The organism is Streptomyces toyocaensis (genome assembly GCF_000725125.1).
GTDB classification, from domain to species: Bacteria; Actinomycetota; Actinomycetes; order Streptomycetales; family Streptomycetaceae; genus Streptomyces; species Streptomyces toyocaensis.
The window spans coordinates 150,923-167,686 of sequence record NZ_JFCB01000014.1; the positions used below are offsets into that span (position 1 = coordinate 150,923).

General features: G+C 70.8%; 15 protein-coding genes and 1 riboswitch. Of the genes, 4 read left to right on the forward strand and 11 right to left on the reverse strand.

What is annotated here, in order from left to right:
- Nucleotides 1–102 precede the first annotated feature (102 nt).
- From modA to BU52_RS17335, 3 genes are read left to right on the forward strand one after another with little or no spacing between them, the layout of a single operon-like run.
- Nucleotides 103–894, forward strand: a complete 792-nt coding sequence (gene modA, locus BU52_RS17325) for a molybdate ABC transporter substrate-binding protein (protein ID WP_037935144.1) — start codon at nucleotides 103–105, stop codon at nucleotides 892–894.
- A complete protein-coding gene (locus BU52_RS17330) occupies nucleotides 891–1,718 on the forward strand; it encodes an ABC transporter permease (protein WP_037935146.1) in 828 nt (275 codons plus the stop codon). Before modA ends, BU52_RS17330 begins: the two co-directional genes overlap by 4 nt.
- A 46-nt stretch (nucleotides 1,719–1,764) precedes the next feature.
- On the forward strand, nucleotides 1,765–2,832 hold the full coding sequence (locus BU52_RS17335; protein ID WP_200881208.1) for an ABC transporter ATP-binding protein: 1,068 nt from the start codon (nucleotides 1,765–1,767) through the stop codon (nucleotides 2,830–2,832).
- Between the two features lie 61 nt (nucleotides 2,833–2,893).
- Here BU52_RS17335 and gcvP read toward each other — a convergent pair whose 3' ends face one another.
- On the reverse strand, nucleotides 2,894–5,779 hold the full coding sequence (gene gcvP / locus BU52_RS17340) for an aminomethyl-transferring glycine dehydrogenase (RefSeq protein ID WP_037935154.1): 2,886 nt from the start codon (nucleotides 5,777–5,779) through the stop codon (nucleotides 2,894–2,896).
- A gap of 175 nt (nucleotides 5,780–5,954) precedes the next feature.
- Nucleotides 5,955–6,050: riboswitch (glycine riboswitch) on the reverse strand.
- A 113-nt stretch (nucleotides 6,051–6,163) separates the two neighbouring features.
- Here gcvP and BU52_RS17345 point away from each other — a divergent pair.
- Nucleotides 6,164–6,538 carry a PRC-barrel domain-containing protein gene (locus tag BU52_RS17345; protein WP_037935156.1) on the forward strand — a complete coding sequence of 125 codons (375 nt, stop codon included), beginning with the start codon at nucleotides 6,164–6,166 and terminating at the stop codon, nucleotides 6,536–6,538.
- 10 nt (nucleotides 6,539–6,548) lie between these two features.
- Here BU52_RS17345 and BU52_RS17350 read toward each other — a convergent pair whose 3' ends face one another.
- The 10 genes from BU52_RS17350 to BU52_RS17395 form a co-directional block, all read right to left on the reverse strand.
- The gene (locus tag BU52_RS17350) at nucleotides 6,549–7,940 is read right to left on the reverse strand and encodes a DNA polymerase IV (protein WP_078903293.1); all 1,392 of its coding nucleotides are present in this window, start codon (nucleotides 7,938–7,940) and stop codon (nucleotides 6,549–6,551) included.
- 68 nt (nucleotides 7,941–8,008) lie between these two features.
- On the reverse strand, nucleotides 8,009–8,581 hold the full coding sequence (locus BU52_RS17355) for a MerR family transcriptional regulator (RefSeq protein ID WP_407702044.1): 573 nt from the start codon (nucleotides 8,579–8,581) through the stop codon (nucleotides 8,009–8,011).
- 303 nt (nucleotides 8,582–8,884) lie between these two features.
- Nucleotides 8,885–9,358 (reverse strand): bifunctional nuclease family protein, encoded by a 474-nt coding sequence (locus tag BU52_RS17360; RefSeq protein ID WP_030833746.1) that lies wholly within the window; start codon nucleotides 9,356–9,358, stop codon nucleotides 8,885–8,887.
- A gap of 82 nt (nucleotides 9,359–9,440) precedes the next feature.
- A complete protein-coding gene (gene ftsR, locus BU52_RS17365) occupies nucleotides 9,441–10,181 on the reverse strand; it encodes a transcriptional regulator FtsR (protein WP_037935162.1) in 741 nt (246 codons plus the stop codon).
- Between the two features lie 39 nt (nucleotides 10,182–10,220).
- Nucleotides 10,221–11,153, reverse strand: coding sequence for an FHA domain-containing protein (locus tag BU52_RS33720; protein ID WP_078903295.1), 933 nt, complete (start codon nucleotides 11,151–11,153; stop codon nucleotides 10,221–10,223).
- Between the two features lie 61 nt (nucleotides 11,154–11,214).
- On the reverse strand, nucleotides 11,215–12,102 hold the full coding sequence (locus BU52_RS17375; protein ID WP_037935167.1) for a DUF881 domain-containing protein: 888 nt from the start codon (nucleotides 12,100–12,102) through the stop codon (nucleotides 11,215–11,217).
- A gap of 5 nt (nucleotides 12,103–12,107) precedes the next feature.
- A complete protein-coding gene (locus BU52_RS17380; protein WP_003988855.1) occupies nucleotides 12,108–12,440 on the reverse strand; it encodes a small basic family protein in 333 nt (110 codons plus the stop codon).
- The gene (locus tag BU52_RS17385) at nucleotides 12,437–13,342 is read right to left on the reverse strand and encodes a DUF881 domain-containing protein (protein WP_107061196.1); all 906 of its coding nucleotides are present in this window, start codon (nucleotides 13,340–13,342) and stop codon (nucleotides 12,437–12,439) included. The genes BU52_RS17380 and BU52_RS17385 overlap by 4 nt, the downstream gene beginning before the upstream one ends.
- A gap of 98 nt (nucleotides 13,343–13,440) precedes the next feature.
- Nucleotides 13,441–15,936, reverse strand: coding sequence for a mannose-1-phosphate guanyltransferase (locus tag BU52_RS17390; protein ID WP_037935172.1), 2,496 nt, complete (start codon nucleotides 15,934–15,936; stop codon nucleotides 13,441–13,443).
- A gap of 114 nt (nucleotides 15,937–16,050) precedes the next feature.
- Complete coding sequence (locus BU52_RS17395) at nucleotides 16,051–16,659, reverse strand: CDP-alcohol phosphatidyltransferase family protein (protein ID WP_037935175.1); 609 nt, start codon at nucleotides 16,657–16,659, stop codon at nucleotides 16,051–16,053.
- Nucleotides 16,660–16,764: the final 105 nt, after the last annotated feature.

Below are 16,764 nucleotides of genomic sequence, written 5' to 3' on the forward strand. Positions count from 1 at the left end.
CATGCGAGGCGACTGGACGGAAAACCTCGCAGACGCGTCAGTATGATCGGCGTAGGGGAGGGTCGTGCGGGCTCTTCCCCCCGCCCGTCGAGGGAGTCAGCGATGCCCCGTTCCGCCCACCGGTCGCACCGGGCCGTCGGCCTCGGGGCCGTCGTGCTGCTCGCGCTGAGCGCCTGCTCGCCGTCCGGCTCCTCCTCCGGCCCGGGCGCACAGGACGTGAGCGGCACGGTCACCGTGTTCGCCGCCGCCTCGCTGAAGGAGAGCTTCACGGAGCTGGGCCGGCGGTTCGAGAAGGAGCACCCGGGAGTCCGGGTCACCTTCAATTTCAGCGGCAGCGACTCCCTGGCGGCCGGCATCAACAACGGAGCGCCCGCCGACGTGTTCGCGGCGGCCAGCGCACGAACGATGAAACTCGTCACGGACGAGGGTCACACGGCGGGCAGCCCGAGGACGTTCGTCCGCAACCGGCTGCAGATCGCCACCGAGCCGGGCAACCCGCACCGGATCGACTCCCTGCGCGACCTGTCGGCCCCGGGACGGAAAGTCGTGCTGTGCGACAGGACGGTGCCCTGCGGCGCCGCCGCGCGGACCGCGCTCACGGCCGCGGGCGTCGAACTGACACCGGTCTCCTACGAGCAGGACGTCAAGAGCGCGCTGACGAAGGTCGAACTCAAGGAGGCGGATGCCGCCGTCGTGTACCGCACGGATGTACGCGCGGCCGGTGACAAGGTGGAGGGCGTGGAGTTCCCCGAGTCCGCCGAGGCGGTCAACGACTATCCGATCGCCCGGCTCGAGAACGCCCCGAACCCCTCGGGGGCGACGGCGTTCGTGGAGCTGGTGAGGTCGGAGGAGGGCCGGGAGGTCCTGGGCGAGGCGGGGTTCCTGAAGCCATGACCACCGGCGCGGAAACTCCCCGGAAGGCCCGCCCCCGCCCGCCGGGGCGCGGTGTCCCGCTCGCCCTCCTCGCGCCCGCCCTCGTGGGCCTGGCGTTCCTTCTGGTGCCCCTCCTGGCCCTCCTCCTCCGCGCTCCCTGGCGCAGCCTGCCCGAACAGCTGACCAGTCCGGAGGTGTGGGAGGCGTTGCGCCTGTCGCTGTTCTGCGCCACGGCGGCGACCGCGCTGAGCCTGGTCGTCGGAGTCCCGCTGGCCTGGCTGCTCGCCCGCACCGACTTCCCCGGCCGTGGTCTGCTCCGTGCCCTGGTGACGCTCCCGCTGGTGCTGCCCCCGGTTGTGGGCGGTGTCGCCCTGCTGCTCGCGCTGGGCCGCAACGGCGTCGTGGGCCAGTGGCTGGACGCGTGGTTCGGCGTCACCCTGCCGTTCACCACCGCGGGCGTCGTCCTCGCGGAGACGTTCGTGGCGATGCCGTTCCTCGTCATCAGCGTCGAGGGCACGCTGCGGGCCGCGGACCCGCGCTTCGAGGAGGCGGCCGCCACACTGGGCGCGTCCCGGTTCACCGCGTTCCGCCGCGTCACCCTGCCGCTGATCGCCCCGGGCATCGCCGCCGGTGCCGTGCTCGCCTGGGCCAGGGCCCTCGGCGAGTTCGGCGCGACGATCACCTTCGCCGGCAACTTCCCCGGCCGCACCCAGACCATGCCGCTGGCCGTCTACCTGGCCCTGCAGAACGACCCGGCGGCCGCGATCGCGCTCAGCCTGGTCCTGCTGGCGGTGTCCATCGCCGTCCTCGCGGGGCTCCGGGACCGCTGGATGAGGACGGTCTGACGCCATGCCCAAGCATCCCGAGACCCTGCCCGGCCCGGCGGGCGCCATGCCCGGGCCCGGCTCCGGCCCCGGCCCCGAGGGACTGGACGCCCGGCTCGTGGTGGACCGCGGTTCCTTCCACCTGGACGTCGCGCTGACCGCCGCGCCCGGCGACGTCGTCGCCCTGCTGGGCCCGAACGGCGCCGGCAAGACCACCGCCCTGCGTGCCCTGGCGGGCCTGGCGCCCCTCACCGCGGGCCATCTGCGTCTCGACGGCGCGGACCTGCACCGCACGCCGCCGGAGTCCCGTCCGGTGGGTGTCGTCTTCCAGGACTACCTGCTCTTCCCGCATCTGACCGCCCTCGACAACGTGGCCTTCGGGCCGCGCTGCCGGGGCGCCGGGAAGGCGGAGGCACGTGCCCGGGCCGCCGCGTGGCTGGACCGTATGGGGCTCAGCGAGCACGCCGGGGCCCGGCCCCGGCACCTCTCCGGCGGTCAGGCCCAGCGGGTGGCACTCGCCCGCGCCCTGGCCACCCACCCCCGGCTGCTGCTCCTGGACGAACCGCTCGCCGCCCTGGACGCACGCACCAGGCTGGAGGTGCGGGCACGGCTGCGCCGTCATCTGGCCGCCTTCGAGGCCGTGGCGGTCCTGGTCACGCACGACCCGCTGGACGCCATGGTGCTGGCCGACCGCCTGGTGGTCGTGGAGCGGGGCCGGATCGTGCAGGAGGGCACGCCGTCCGACATCGCCCGCCACCCGCGCACCGAGTACATCGCCCAGCTCGTCGGCCTCAACCTCTACCGCGGGCAGGGCGACGGCCACACGGTGCGGCTCGACGCGGGGCCCGCCGTCAGCACCACGGAGGACCTCTCCGGGCCGGTGTTCGTGGCCTTCCCGCCCGGCGCCGTCACCCTGCACCGGGACCGGCCCACGGGATCGAGCGCCCGCAACCTCTGGCGCTGCGCGGTGGCCGGACTGGAGACCCACGGGGACCAGATCCGCGCGGAACTCACCGGCGAACTGTCCCTGGCCGCCGACCTGACCACGGTCGCCGCGGCCGAACTCGACCTGCACCCGGGCGCGCCGGTGTGGGCGGCGGTCAAGGCGACGCAGACACACGCGTACCCGGCCTGAGGGGCCGCCCTGGCACAGCGAAGGGCCCCGCTCCTGCTGCTAGCGGGGCCCTCCTGGTGCGTCAGTCCTCGTACGCGTCCAGCGGCGGGCAGGAGCAGACCAGGTTCCGGTCGCCGAAGGCCTGGTCGATGCGGCGCACCGGCGGCCAGTACTTGTCGGCGGCGCTCACCCCGGCCGGGAAGACCGCCTCCTCACGGTCGTACGCGTGGTCCCACTCCCCGCCGAGGGCGGCCGCGGTGTGCGGTGCGTTGCGCAGCGGGTTGTCGTCCGCGGGCCACTCGCCGGAGCCGACCTTCTCGATCTCCGCACGGATCGCGATCATGGTGTCGCAGAAACGGTCGAGCTCGGCCAGGTCCTCGGACTCGGTGGGCTCGATCATCAGCGTGCCGGCCACCGGGAACGACATCGTCGGCGCGTGGAAGCCGTAGTCGATGAGGCGCTTGGCCACGTCGTCCACGCTCACACCGGTCGCCTTGGTCAGCGGGCGCAGGTCGATGATGCACTCGTGCGCGACCAGCCCGCCGGGACCGGTGTAGAGCACGGGGTAGTGCGGCTCCAGGCGCTTGGCGATGTAGTTGGCGCTGAGCACGGCCACCTGCGTGGCCCGCTTGAGCCCCTCACCGCCCATGAGGCGGACGTACGCCCAGGAGATGGGCAGGATGCCCGCCGAGCCCCAGGGCGCCGCCGAGATGGGCCCGACGCCCGTCTCCGGCCCGGCCTCCGGCTGGAGCGGGTGGTTCGGCAGGTACGGGGCGAGATGCGCCCGCACGCCGACCGGGCCGACGCCGGGGCCGCCGCCGCCGTGCGGGATGCAGAAGGTCTTGTGCAGGTTCAGGTGGGAGACGTCGCCGCCGAAGTGACCCGGCTTCGCCAGACCGACCAGGGCGTTGAGGTTGGCGCCGTCCACGTACACCTGGCCGCCGGCCTCGTGCACCTCCGCGCAGATGTCGGCGACGTGCTCCTCGAACACACCGTGCGTCGAAGGGTACGTGATCATGAGCACCGCGAGCTCGTCCCGGTACTGCGCGATCTTCGCCCGCAGGTCCGCGACGTCGATCTCACCGTCGTCGGACGTCCTGACCACGACGACCTTCATCCCGGCCATCACGGCGCTGGCGGCGTTGGTGCCGTGCGCGGAGGAGGGGATCAGGCAGACGGTGCGCTGCTCGTCGCCGCACGCCCGGTGGTAGCCGCGCACGGCGAGCAGACCGGCCAGCTCACCCTGGGAACCGGCGTTGGGCTGCAGGGACACCTTGTCGTAGCCGGTGACCTCGGCGAGACGTTCCTCCAGCTCGCGGATGAGTGTGAGGTAGCCCTGCGCCTGCTCGGCGGGCACGAAGGGGTGCAGCTGCCCGAACTCGGGCCAGGTGACCGGCTCCATCTCGGTCGTCGCGTTGAGCTTCATGGTGCAGGAGCCCAGCGGGATCATGCCGCGGTCCAGCGCGTAGTCGCGGTCGGCGAGGCGGCGCAGGTAGCGCAGCATCGCGGTCTCCGAGCGGTGCTGCTGGAAGACGGGGTGCGTCAGGTACTCGTCGTTGCGCAGCAGGGCGTCCGGCAGCGTGTCCCGGGCGGCCGCGTCCAGGGCCTCGATGTCGCCCTCGGTGCCGAAGGCGCTCCAGACTGCGGAGAGGTGCGCCCTGGTCGTGGTCTCGTCACAGGCGATCGAGACGTGGTCGGCGTCGACGAGACGCAGGTTGACGCCGTTGTCGCGGGCGGCGGCGACGACCTCGGCGGCCCGCCCGGCGACGCGCACGGTCAGCGTGTCGAAGTACGAGCGGTGCACGATCTCGGCTCCGCCGGCCCGCAGCCCCTCGGCGAGGATCGTGGCGTACCGGTGGGTGCGCCGGGCGATGATCCGCAACCCCTCCGGACCGTGGTGGACGGCGTACATGCCGGCCATGACGGCGAGCAGTACTTGAGCGGTGCAGATGTTGCTGGTGGCCTTCTCGCGGCGGATGTGCTGCTCACGGGTCTGCAGCGCGAGGCGGTAGGCCTTGTGCCCGTCCGCGTCGACGGAGACGCCGACGAGGCGCCCGGGCAGGCTCCGCGCCATCTTCTCCTGCACGGCCATGTATCCGGCGTGCGGTCCGCCGAAGCCCATCGGCACACCGAAGCGCTGGGTGGTGCCGACCGCGATGTCCGCGCCCAGCTCGCCGGGCGACTTCAGCAGGGTGAGGGCGAGCAGGTCGGCGGCGACGGTGACGAGCGCGCCGAGCCCGTGCGCCTGGTCGATCACCGGCTTGATGTCACGCACGGCACCGGAGGCGCCCGGGTACTGGATCAGCACACCGTTGATCTCGCGCTCGGCGAGCCCGGCGGGGATGCCGTCGCTCAGGTCGGCGACGACGACCTCGACGCCGGTCGGCTCGGCGCGGGTCTCGATCACGGCGATCGTCTGCGGAAGGGCGTCCGCGTCGACCAGGAACAGGCCCTTCTTGTTCTTGCCCATGCGCCGCGACAGCGCCATCGCCTCGGCGGCGGCGGTGCCCTCGTCGAGCAGGGAGGCGCCGGAGGTCGGCAGTCCGGTGAGCTCGGCGACCACGGTCTGGAAGTTCAGCAGCGCCTCGAGCCGGCCCTGGGAAATCTCCGGCTGGTAGGGCGTGTAGGCCGTGTACCAGGCGGGGTTCTCCATCACGTTGCGCAGGATGACCGGCGGGGTGAAGGTGCCGTAGTACCCGAGCCCGATCATGGAGCCGAGCACCTCGTTGCGGTCGGCCAGCGACCGCAGCTCGGCCAGCACCTCGGCCTCGCTCCGCGCGCCCGGAAGGTCCAGCGCGTCGGCGTTCTTGATGACATCCGGCACGGCGGCGGCCGTCAGCTCGTCCAGCGAGCCGTACCCCACCTGGGCGAGCATCTTGGCCCGGGCCTCGTGGTCGGGGCCTATGTGGCGCTGTTCGAAGGGAATTCCCTGTTCGAGCTCGGAGAGCGGAGTGCGAGGGGCGGTCATTGAGGAGGCCTCCTGGTCCGACGACCTTCGAGGGGCACCACGGCGCAGGTGCCCGGACGGCCTCCCCCTCTGTCATCTCAACCTGAGAGCTTCACCGGACCGCCCGTGGGGGACCCGGCTTTCACCGTCGGTGAGAGCGGAAGCCGTCGACACCCGCCCTGCTTTCCAGAGTGACCTCGTCCGTGCGGTACGTGTGCCTGAGAGATTCCGGGGAGGATTTGCTCCTTCGGCGCCTCCGATGGTGCCTGGAGGACTCTCCCGCACGGGGTCAGCGGCCGATTGCCAGCCTACCAGCGAGCACCGCGCCGGGACCTCGAGTGGCCGCGCCGCCGATTGTGCCGTTCTGTAGTGCTTACGGATGAGTTTGCGACCAGTGGAGGGCCCGTGCAGACCGACATCGATCCGCGCCATCTGATCGGCCGCAAGGCGTTCGACCGCAACGGAACCCGGATCGGCACGATCGACGAGGTGTACCTCGACGACGCCACCGGCGTACCGGAATGGGCGGCGATACGCACCGGTCTGTTCAGCAGGGACGCCTTCGTCCCCCTGGAACCCAGCGAGCTGATCGACGGCGCCCTCCACGTGCCGTTCGAACGCGCCCTGATCAGGGACGCTCCCGACTTCGGCGTGGGCCGCCACCTCTCCCCCGAGCAGGAGCTCCAGCTCTACCACCACTACGGCCTGGACGTCGCCGCCCCACCCGCCCTGCCGGACCGCGACTTCGGCAGGCTCGCGGGGAAGGACAAGCAGGTCTGACCCGCCCCGCTCACCCGCTCCCCGGCCCTCTCCCCCCGCCGGCCCGCACGCCCTCGCTCTCCCCCGGTCCCCGTGACACCAGCGGCAGCGGCTCCGCCGGTTCCAGGGCCGGGTCGTCGACGCGGAAGGTCTTCACCCGGCCGGGCTCCGAGTCGGGGGTCTCGAAGCGCACCGTGACCCGGCCCAGTCCGCTGCCCTGCACCCACCCGTGCCCGTGGAGGGCGTGCCGTACGTCGTGTCCCGCCGGCCAGCGCCGCTCGGCGGGCGCCGGGCTCTCCGCCGCGGGCACGGCCTCGGGCTCCTCGCCGGCCGCCTCCCTCACACCGCCGCCCGCCGCCTGTGCGAACAGATCCTCCTGCGTGTAGTCGGCCAGTCCGCTGACCCCCACCCCCAGCAGCCGCACCCCGCCCGTGGTGTCGACCGAGTCCAGCAGCCGTGCCGCGGCCTCCCGCACCACGGCCGGGTCGTCGGTGGGTCCGCGCAGGGTCTCCGACCGGGTCAGCGTGGAGAAGTCGTACCGCCGTACCTTCAGCACGATGGTCCGCCCGGACAGGCCCGCCCCGCGCAGTCTGCGCACACACCGGTCGGCGAGCCGCTGCACCTCCGCCCCGACCCGCCCCCGGTCGTGGATGTCCACGTCGTAGGTGTCCTCGACGGACACCGACTTCGTCTCCCGCTCGGCCACCACCGGCCGCTCGTCGCGCGCCAGGGCCATCGCGAACAGCGCGTGCCCGTGGGCCCGGCCCAGCAGCCGTACGAGCTCGTCCTCCCCCGCCTCGGCGAGCTCGCCGACCGTGTGGATCCCGGCCCGGCGCAGATGGTCACCGGTCGCAGGGCCCACGCCCGGCAGGGTCCGGACCGACAGCGGCCCCAGCAGCGCCCGCTCCGTCCCCGGCTCGATCAGCACCAGCCCGTCCGGTTTCGCCTGCTCCGACGCGATCTTCGCGAGCATCTTGGAGGCCGCCAGTCCCACCGATCCGGTGAGCCCCGTCACCGCCCGTATGTCCGCGCGGAGTTTCGACCCGGCCAGGCGGGCCGACCGCTCGTCCCAGGCGGTACCACCGGCCTCCAGATCCACGAACGCCTCGTCCAGGCTCAGTGGCTCCACCAGCGGCGACACGGCCCTCAGCAGCCCCATCACCTGCTCGCTGATCGACCGGTAGAGGGCGAACCTCGGCACCAGGTACGCGGCGTTCGGCGCCAGCCGCCGGGCCTGGGCCATGGGCATCGCCGAGTGGACGCCGAAGACCCGCGCCTCGTACGAGGCGGTGGCGACCACACCACGCGGTCCGAGCCCGCCCACGACGACGGCCTTCCCGCGCAGACTCGGCTTCGACGCCTGCTCCACCGAGGCGAAGAAGGCATCCATGTCGAGATGCAGGATCGTGGGCGCGGATCTCACATGTCCGATGCTGCCCTACGCCACTGACAACGCCCTCCCCGGAGGGCCAGGAACCGCCGGGCGGCGCCTCAGACGGCCTTGTTGCGCCGGCGCGCCAGCTCGTCCATCGGGTTGTGGCCGACCAGGGTCTCCCCGGTGTCGATGCGCTCCCCGTGCAGCTGAGACAACGCGCTCTCGACGTCCCGCCACACCACTCCCACCGCGATGCCGAAGACCCCCTGGCCGCCCTGGAGCAGGGCGTGCACCTCGTCGGGCGAGGTGCACTCGTAGACCGTGGCCCCGTCGCTCATCAGCGTCATGCGCTCCAGGTCGCTGAAGCCTCGCTCGCGCAGATGCTGCACGGCGGTGCGGATGTTCTGCAGGGAGACGCCCGTGTCCAGGAACCGCTTGACGATCTTCAGCACGACGACGTCGCGGAAGCTGTACAGACGTTGGGTCCCCGACCCGTGGGCCGGTCGCACACTCGGCTCGACCAGCCCGGTGCGGGCCCAGTAGTCCAGCTGCCGGTAGGTGATGCCGGCGGCGGCGCAGGCCGTGGGCCCCCGGTAGCCGACCTCCTCGGACGTCATGGCCGCCGCCCCTCCGCCGCTCAGCACGGCCGTCGGCCGCTGCGGAACGTGATCGATCGTGCTGCCCTGCACCCGATACGCCCCTCCCGCACGGAGCCGCGAGCTCTGGGGAGGATACGGCCCGCTCGCCCCGAAACCGGGTCCGGGGGCACCCCCAGCCGTACCGTCGCCGCTGCTTCTCACGCCGACCTCCGTCCTTGACCTGCCTCCTCGACGGTAGGCAGTCACCAAGGGTGCGTCAACGATCGCCACACTCGGCACGCCGAGTGATAATCACCCTAAGAGTGGTTTAACGTGCCCCACCACGGGGAAAGGCTAGCCGAATGCCCCGAGGGGAGCGTCGCGGCCGGCTGACGCGGTGGCGACCGCATCCGCTCACTGGTTGCTGCTTCCGAAGTCCTCCGGCGAGATCTGGTCGAGGAACTCGCGGAACTTCTCCACTTCGTCCTCCTGCTCGTCGGGAATGGCGATCCCGGCATCGTCGAGCACCGTGTCGCTGCCGTAGATGGGCGTGCCGGTGCGCAGGGCCAGCGCTATGGCGTCGGAGGGACGGGCACTGACCTCCACCCCGCTGGCGAAGACCAGCTCCGCGTAGAAGACGCCCTCGCGCAGGTCGGTGATACGGACTTCCGTGAGCTCCTGTCCGACGGCTTCCAGCACGTCCTTGAACAGGTCGTGGGTCAGCGGCCGTGCGGGTGCCATGCCCTGCTGGGCGAAGGCGATGGCCGTCGCCTCCCCGGGTCCGATCCAGATGGGGAGGTAGCGGTCGCCGCCCACTTCACGCAACAGCACGATCGGTTGGTTGGAGGGCATTTCGACCCGGACACCTACGACATCGAGCTCGTTCACACAGCAACCCTAGGCCGTGCCCGGGACGTTTGGGTAGTCGGGCAGGGAACGGGTGGCCGATCCGGCCCTCCGCCCGCTCCCCTCAGGGCAGCCGCACACCCAGCGCCGACCGCACCAGCGCCGCGTGGAGTCCCGCCGTGAGCGCGGCCAGCTCCTTCGTACGGGCCTCGGCGTGCGCCCGGGTCTGCGGGTTGCGGTGGCGCCGCAGCGGGGCGACGACCTGGTCCACCAGGCCGGCCTCCCGGTCGGCGGCGGCCTTCATCGCCCTCAGATGACGTGGCTCGATCCCGAACCGCCCCAGCTCGGTGATGAGCCCGGCCACGGTCACCGCCTCGGCGTCGTACATCCCGCCCTCGACCGGGGCGAGCAGCCCGTACGACTCCCACTCGGTGAGCTCGGCCTCGTCGACGCCCGCGGCCGCGAGCAGCTGAGCACGCCCGACACGGGCCGCGGTGGGCCCGTCCGCGGCCGGTTCCCTGGCGGCCTCACCATCACCCGGACGGCTCAGCGCCGGCAGCTGGACGGCCTCTCCGCGCTCCATGGCCGCCAGGTGCTCACGGATCACCTTGAGCGGCAGGTAGTGGTCCCGCTGCATCCTCAGCACATGACCGAGACGCTCGACGTCCCCGGCGCTGAACTTGCGGTACCCCGACGGGGTCCGCTGCGGTTCGATCAGCCCCTCCGTCTCCAGGAAACGGATCTTGGAGATGGTGACCTCGGGGAACTCCTCGCGCAGCACGTTCAGCACCGCGCCGATGCTCATCAGCCCGGTGCCCGTCGCGGCGGCGCCGTTGCCGGCACCGCCGCTCGGTGTCTGAAGCATGGACCTTCCCCGAAGTTCCCCGGACGGAGTCCGGGGCGGTCAGTAGCCCCGCTGGCTCGCGTAGAAGACCAGCCGGTACTTGCCGATCTGCACCTCGTCGCCGTTGGACAGGGCGACCTGGTCGATCCGCTCACGGTTGACGTAGGTGCCGTTCAGGCTGCCGACGTCGGCCACGGTGAACGAGCCGTCCGGGCTGCGGCGGAACTCCACGTGTCGGCGGGAGACCGTCACGTCGTCCAGGAAGATGTCGCTCTGCGGGTGACGCCCGGCCGTGGTCAGGTCGCCGTCCAGCAGGAAGCGGCTGCCCGAGTTCGGCCCGCGGCGCACGACCAGGAGGGCGGAGCCCATCGGCAGCGCGTCGACGGCAGCCTGCGCCTCGGGCGAGAGCGTCGGCATCGGCGTCTGGCCGGTGGCCTCGGCGTCGTAGGCCTCAAGACCGGAGATCGAGATCGTGGACGTCGTCTCCGAGGGGCGCTCCGGGGCCACTCCGGGGCGCAGCGGGGCGCCGCAGTTGGAGCAGAAGCGGCTGTTCTCCGCGTTGCGGTTGCCGCACCTCGTACAGACCAGGGCCGACATGGACGGATCCTCCTGCCGCGGCTGCCCACCGGGGGCTTGGGACGCGTACGGGTCGGAGTACCCACCACCCGCACCTGAGGTCGACGGCTGCCCGAAACCTATGCCGCCCGACTGCGCGGGGTCAACGGACGGCGCACCCTGACCCACCTGGTCCCGGAACAGCGGACGCTGGCCTTCCGCGTCAGGCTGTGCGCGGTGACGAGCGGTCGCGTTCTCGCTGCCCTCTCGCCGCGCGCTCTTGCCGAACAACTTCGCAAACAACTTCACGGGCGATTCCCCTTGACCGAAACAGACCCGCCCGTGGGGCAGGACGAACCCTGACTGAACACATTGGCCGACCCGGACATCTTCACAACGTCCGCCTCCGCCAGACAGTTTCCACCACGCACCACCCATTCGGTGCGCCGACCCCCCGCAACCTCATGCCCTCGCCGGACACCCCCCATGCACCCCCGGTTCACTGGGAGGACGACCGAGCGTAGTCAGGCCGCTTCGCCGCCCGCAAGGCATCCACGACGATCTTGGTTGACCGCTCCACGGTAACGGTGGCCTGTTCCTTCTCTAGAGTCTGCACCACGCCTCCGGGGATGTTGAGCGCCGGCTCGAGGTCCTGCGCCTTGCCGATGACCTTGAAACGATAGGGCGCGGTGATCTTGTTCCCGTCCACGCCGACCCCGTTCCCCGATTCCGTCAGATAGGTGCCCGCCACCACCCGCACACCGTTCACCTGGATCGCCTCGGCACCGGCCGCGCGCAGCTCCTGGACGGCGTCGAGCAGCATGTTCGCCTCGACCGTCCCCTTCGTGTCCTCGATGGTCATCGTGATCCCCGGCCCCTGCGCGGCCACGGTGCCCGCGAGGACGCCGAGCTGGCGCTCCTTCTCGATCGTCTGCTTCCGGGCCTCTTCCGCCTGGTCGGAGCTGTTCTCCAGCTCGTCGCGCTGCTGCTCGAGTCCCTGCTTCTCGTCCTCAAGACGCTCCGTGCGGTCGTCCAGTTCATCGAGGATGCGCACAAGATCTTCCTGGCGCGCCCCGCGCAGCGCGCTGTCGGTGTCGCTGGTGGAGGCCACCTGGACGGCCAGACCGAAGCCGAGTCCGAACAGCAGCAGGGCGACGATGAGTTGCGCCCGGGTCACCCGCGGCGGCCACAGCCCCTTCACCAGCCGTTGCCGCCCGGTCAGCGCCGGACCGCCCGGTTCCTGCGGAACGTCCTGCCGCGCAGCCGCGGGGGCGGGCACCTCCGCGGGCAGCTCCCGGCGCAGTCCGGCCGGCGGCGGGGACTCGGGAGCGGTCCTGGGCGGTGACACCGACGGACGCGTGGACTCGTCGTGCTCGTGCTGACTCATCGGCCTCACGCCCGGAACACGTGCCGGCGGATCGCCGCGGCGTTGGAGAAGATGCGGATGCCGAGGACGACCACGACACCCGTGGACAGCTGGGCCCCCACGCCGAGCTTGTCGCCGAGGAACACGATCAGCGCGGCGACGACGACGTTCGACAGGAACGACACCACGAAGACCTTGTCGTCGAAGATGCCGTCGAGCATGGCGCGGAGCCCTCCGAACACGGCGTCGAGCGCCGCGACGACGGCGATCGGCAAGTAAGGCTCGACAACCGCCGGAACCTCGGGCCGGACCAACAGTCCGGCCACGACTCCCACGACGAGGCCCAGTACGGCGATCACGATGTGCCCTTCTCGGTTATCGGCTGTGCGGTACGTACGGTCACGCTCGGTGCGGCGGGCAGCCGGACCTCGTCCTCCACGGAGATGGCCGTCCGGATGCCGTAGTTCTCCTGCAGGGCGTGCAGATACAGCCCGTCCGGGCTGTTCTGGAAGCGGTCACTGAGCCGACCGCCGTCCCCCACCGCCAGCACCGTGTAGGGCGGCACCAGCGGTCTGTTGTCGACCAGTATCGCGTCTCCCGCGGCCCTGATCGCCGACAGGGCGGTGAGCCGTTGCCCGTTGATCGAGACGGCCTCGGCCCCCGACTCCCACAGGCCGTTGACCACCCGCTGCATGTCGCGGTCGCGGACCCGCCCGGTGTCGGAGAATCCCGAGGTCGACCGGGCGTCGCCGTCACCGCCCGCGCTCGTGTCCTTGGCGTCGTCGACCACGAGCCGCACACCGGGCCCGTGGACCGCGGTGGCGCCCGACAGGATGCCCATCAGCGCGGACCGGTCGTTCCCGCCACTGTCGCGGAGCGCCTCGCGCTGCCGTGCGCTCACATCGGCGCGCAGCTCGTCGACGCTGTCCTCGAGCCGGTCCGCGGTCTCGGTCTCCTGATCGATCCGGTCGATCAGCTCTTCGCGCTCCTTGGCGACGACGGGAGCCTCGACCCGCGCCTGCGCGGCACCGACGGTCACGATCAGCGCGGCCAGCACCAGGCCGCCGGCGAGACCCAGTTTCGCCCTGAGAGTTCTCGGCAGACCGCCGTCCCCGTCGGCCTTCCTCCGTGCGGCGGCCTCGGCATATCCGTCATCGAGGCTGTGGTCCATGACGTTGGTGATCAACGACATGGACGCGTCCGGGCGCGCGGGCCGCGCGGGGGTGCTCCGAACGGGGGGTTGCTGCGGCATGCCGCACATCGTCGCACGCCGCGGCCACTACCTCCGAACGGCCCTGCCGACGTGCCGGACAGGCCCCGTTGGGGACACTTGTCCGGCACGCACACGTACCGCTCGTTCTACCGTCCGGCGCTGTCCACGACGGCCGACCACTCGTCGAGCAGCGCCTGCGCGGAGGCGTCGTCGGGGCCCTCGGCCCAGAGATGGGTGACAGCCTCGGCGGGGTCGGGCAGCACCATCACCCAGCGGCCGTCGGCCTCCACCACACGCACGCCGTCGGTGGTGTCCACGGAGCGGTCTCCGGCCGCCTCGACGACCCGCCGCATCACCAGGCCCTTGACGGCCCACGGGGTCGCCAGGTCCCGCTTGAGCACGTGCGCCCGCGGAATTCGCGCGTCGATCTGGCTGAGCGTGAGCTGGGTGCGCGCCACCAGCCCGATGAGCCGCACGAAGGCCGCGGTGCCGTCGTAGACACTGCTGAACTCCGGGACGATGAAGCCGCCCTTGCCGTCTCCGCCGAAGATCGTCCCTTCCTCGCCGCCCACCCGGGTGAGGTCGTCGGGCGACGTGGTCGTCCACTCGACCTGCGTGCCGTGGTAGGCCGCCACCTGTTCGGCGATCCGCGTGGTGGTCACCGGCAGCGCGACCCTGCCACTGCGCCGCTCGGAGGCGATGAGGTCGAGCATCACGAGCAGCGCCCGGTCGTCCTCGACGATCCGCCCCTTCTCGTCGACCAGGGACAGGCGCTCGCCGACGGGGTCGAACCGCACGCCGAACGCGGCACCGGAGGACGCCACGATCTCCCCGAGCCGGACCAGCCCCGAGCGCCGCATGTCGGCCGTCTCCGTCGGCCGGGACTCGTCGAGGCCGGGATTGATCGTCAGCGAGTCGACGCCCAGCTTGCCGAGCAGGCTCGGCAGCACCAGGCCGGCGCTGCCGTTGGACGCGTCCACGACCACCTTGAGCCCGGACTCCGCGATGCCGGTGATGTCGACATTGCGCAGCAGGGACCCCGTGTACGAGTCGAAGACGCTCGACGGGAAGTGCAGATCCCCGATCTCACCGGGGAAGGCACGCCGGTACTCCTGCCGCGCGAACACCCGGTCCAGCTTCCGCTGGCTGCCCTGCGACAGGTCGGCGCCCTGGCCGTCGAAGAACATGATGTCGACGGAATCCGGCACTCCGGGCGTGGTACGGATCATGATGCCGCCCGCGCTGCCCCGAGCGGTCTGCTGCCGCGCCACGGGCAGCGGTACGTTCTCCAGGTCCCGGACGTCGATGGCACTGGCCTGCAGCGCGGAGATGACCGCCCGCTTCAGGGCACGGGCACCTCGGGAGTGGTCCCGGGCCGTGGTGACGGTCGAGCCCTTCTTCAACGTCGTCGCGTACGCGCCGGCCAGCCGCACCGCCAGTTCGGGCGTGATCTCGACGTTCAGGATGCCGGACACGCCACGGGCTCCGAAGAGATGGGCCTGTCCCCTGGACTCCCAGATGACCGAGGTGTTGACGAACGCACCGGCCTCGATGGTCTTGAACGGGTACACCCGCACATTGCCCTGGACGATCGATTCTTCACCGATCAGGCACTCGTCACCGATGACGGCGCCGTCCTCGATCCGCGCGGCCCGCATGATGTCCGTGTTCTTGCCGACGACACAGCCCCGCAGGTTGCTGTGCGGCCCGACGTACACGTTGTCGTGCACGACGGCCTTGTGCAGGAAGGCTCCGCTCTTCACCACGACGTTGGACCCGACGACCGTGTGCTCACGGATTTCCGCGCCGGCCTCGACCTTGGCGTAGTCGCCGATGTACAGCGGCCCGCGCAGGACGGCATCGGGGTGGACCTCGGCGCCTTCGGCGACCCACACGCCCGGGGAGATCTCGAACCCGTCGATGTCGACGTCGACCTTGCCCTCCAGGACGTCGGCCTGCGCCTTCACGTAGCTCTCGTGCGTGCCGACGTCCTCCCAGTAGCCCTCGGCGACGTAGCCGTAGACGGGCTTGCCCTCCTTCATCAGCTGCGGGAAGACGTCACCGGACCAGTCGACGGGAACATCGGCCTCGACGTAGTCGAAGACCTCGGGCTCCATGACGTAGATCCCGGTGTTCACCGTGTCGGAGAAGACCTGCCCCCAGGTCGGCTTCTCCAGGAAGCGCTCGACCTTGCCTTCCTCGTCCACGATGGTGATGCCGAATTCCAGCGGATTGGGCACACGGGTCAGGCAGACCGTGACCAGGGCGCCCTTTTCCTTGTGGAAATTGATCAGCTCCGTGAGGTCGAAGTCGGTGAGGGCATCGCCGGAGATGACGAGAAAGGCATCGTCCTTGAGCGCCTCCTCGGCGTTCTTGACGCTCCCCGCGGTACCGAGCGGCTTCTCCTCGTTGGCGTAGGTGAGTTCCATGCCGAGCTCTTCGCCGTCACCGAAATAGTTCTTGACGAGTGACGCGAGGAACTGGACAGTCACAACGGTTTCGTTGAGCCCATGCCTTTTGAGCAGCCTCAGGACGTGCTCCATGATCGGCCGGTTGGCCACCGGCAGGAGCGGCTTGGGCATGCTAGAGGTCATGGGGCGAAGACGGGTGCCTTCGCCTCCGGCCATCACGACGGCCTTCATGTCGGAAGCGTCCTCCTCGAAGAGACGACGGTCGAGCCGACCTCCCCCGCCCGAGTTGTCCCGCACTTATCCACTGCGAGTCAGCGCGCCACATTGCGCGCACAATCAGCGAGGTCAATCGGCCACGGCGTCCGCACGGACAAGGCGGCGGACCTGGACCACGTAAAGCACTCCTGCCCACCAATACAGGGTTGTACCCCATCCGGCGAACGCCCAGCCGAAAATAGCAGCGAGTGACGAGATCCAGCCCGTTCCGTCACTGAGCAGGAGCAGTGGGAAGGCATACATCAGGTTGAACGTGGCGGCCTTCCCCAGGAAGTTCACCTGCGGCGGCGGATAGCCGTGCCGCCTGAGGATGCCCACCATCACCAGCAGGACCAGCTCACGGGCCAGCAGTATCGCGGTCAGCCAGAGCGGGAGGATCTCGCGCCAGGTCAGACCGACGAGAGTCGACAGAATGTAGAGCCGGTCGGCAGCGGGGTCGAGTAGCCGGCCCAGGCTGCTGACCTGGTTCCATCGTCGTGCGAGCTTGCCGTCCAGGTAGTCGCTGACCCCGCTGAACGCCAGTACCAGGAGCGCCCAGCCGTCGCTCTTCGGACCACCGAACTCCGGCCTGAGGATCAGCCACAGGAACAGCGGTACGCCAACGAGCCGCGCCATGCTGAGCATGTTCGGGATGGTGAGGACGCGGTCTGTCTGGACCCGCGTGTCCTGGACCTCCACCCGGGATCCTCCTGTGGGAAACGTGTCGACGATGCTTCCTGACCTTACCTCAACGCAAAAAAGCTCTGGCTCTCGGGTTGTATTCCCGAGAGCCAGAGCTCACTA

Excerpts from the sequence above, each read along its gene's own strand:
- BU52_RS17330 (WP_037935146.1), top strand. The coding sequence starts at position 891 with ATGACCACCGGCGCGGAAACTCCCCGGAAGGCCCGCCCCCGCCCGCCG.
- BU52_RS17335 (WP_200881208.1), top strand. The coding sequence starts at position 1,765 with ATGCCCGGGCCCGGCTCCGGCCCCGGCCCCGAGGGACTGGACGCCCGG.
- BU52_RS17390 (WP_037935172.1), bottom strand. The coding sequence starts at position 15,936 with ATGAAGGCCGTCGTGATGGCCGGAGGCGAAGGCACCCGTCTTCGCCCC.
- BU52_RS17375 (WP_037935167.1), bottom strand. The coding sequence starts at position 12,102 with ATGAGTCAGCACGAGCACGACGAGTCCACGCGTCCGTCGGTGTCACCG.
- BU52_RS33720 (WP_078903295.1), bottom strand. The coding sequence starts at position 11,153 with ATGGGTGGTGCGTGGTGGAAACTGTCTGGCGGAGGCGGACGTTGTGAA.
- modA (WP_037935144.1), top strand. The coding sequence starts at position 103 with ATGCCCCGTTCCGCCCACCGGTCGCACCGGGCCGTCGGCCTCGGGGCC.
- BU52_RS17385 (WP_107061196.1), bottom strand. The coding sequence starts at position 13,342 with ATGTGCGGCATGCCGCAGCAACCCCCCGTTCGGAGCACCCCCGCGCGG.
- gcvP (WP_037935154.1), bottom strand. The coding sequence starts at position 5,779 with ATGACCGCCCCTCGCACTCCGCTCTCCGAGCTCGAACAGGGAATTCCC.
- ftsR (WP_037935162.1), bottom strand. The coding sequence starts at position 10,181 with ATGCTTCAGACACCGAGCGGCGGTGCCGGCAACGGCGCCGCCGCGACG.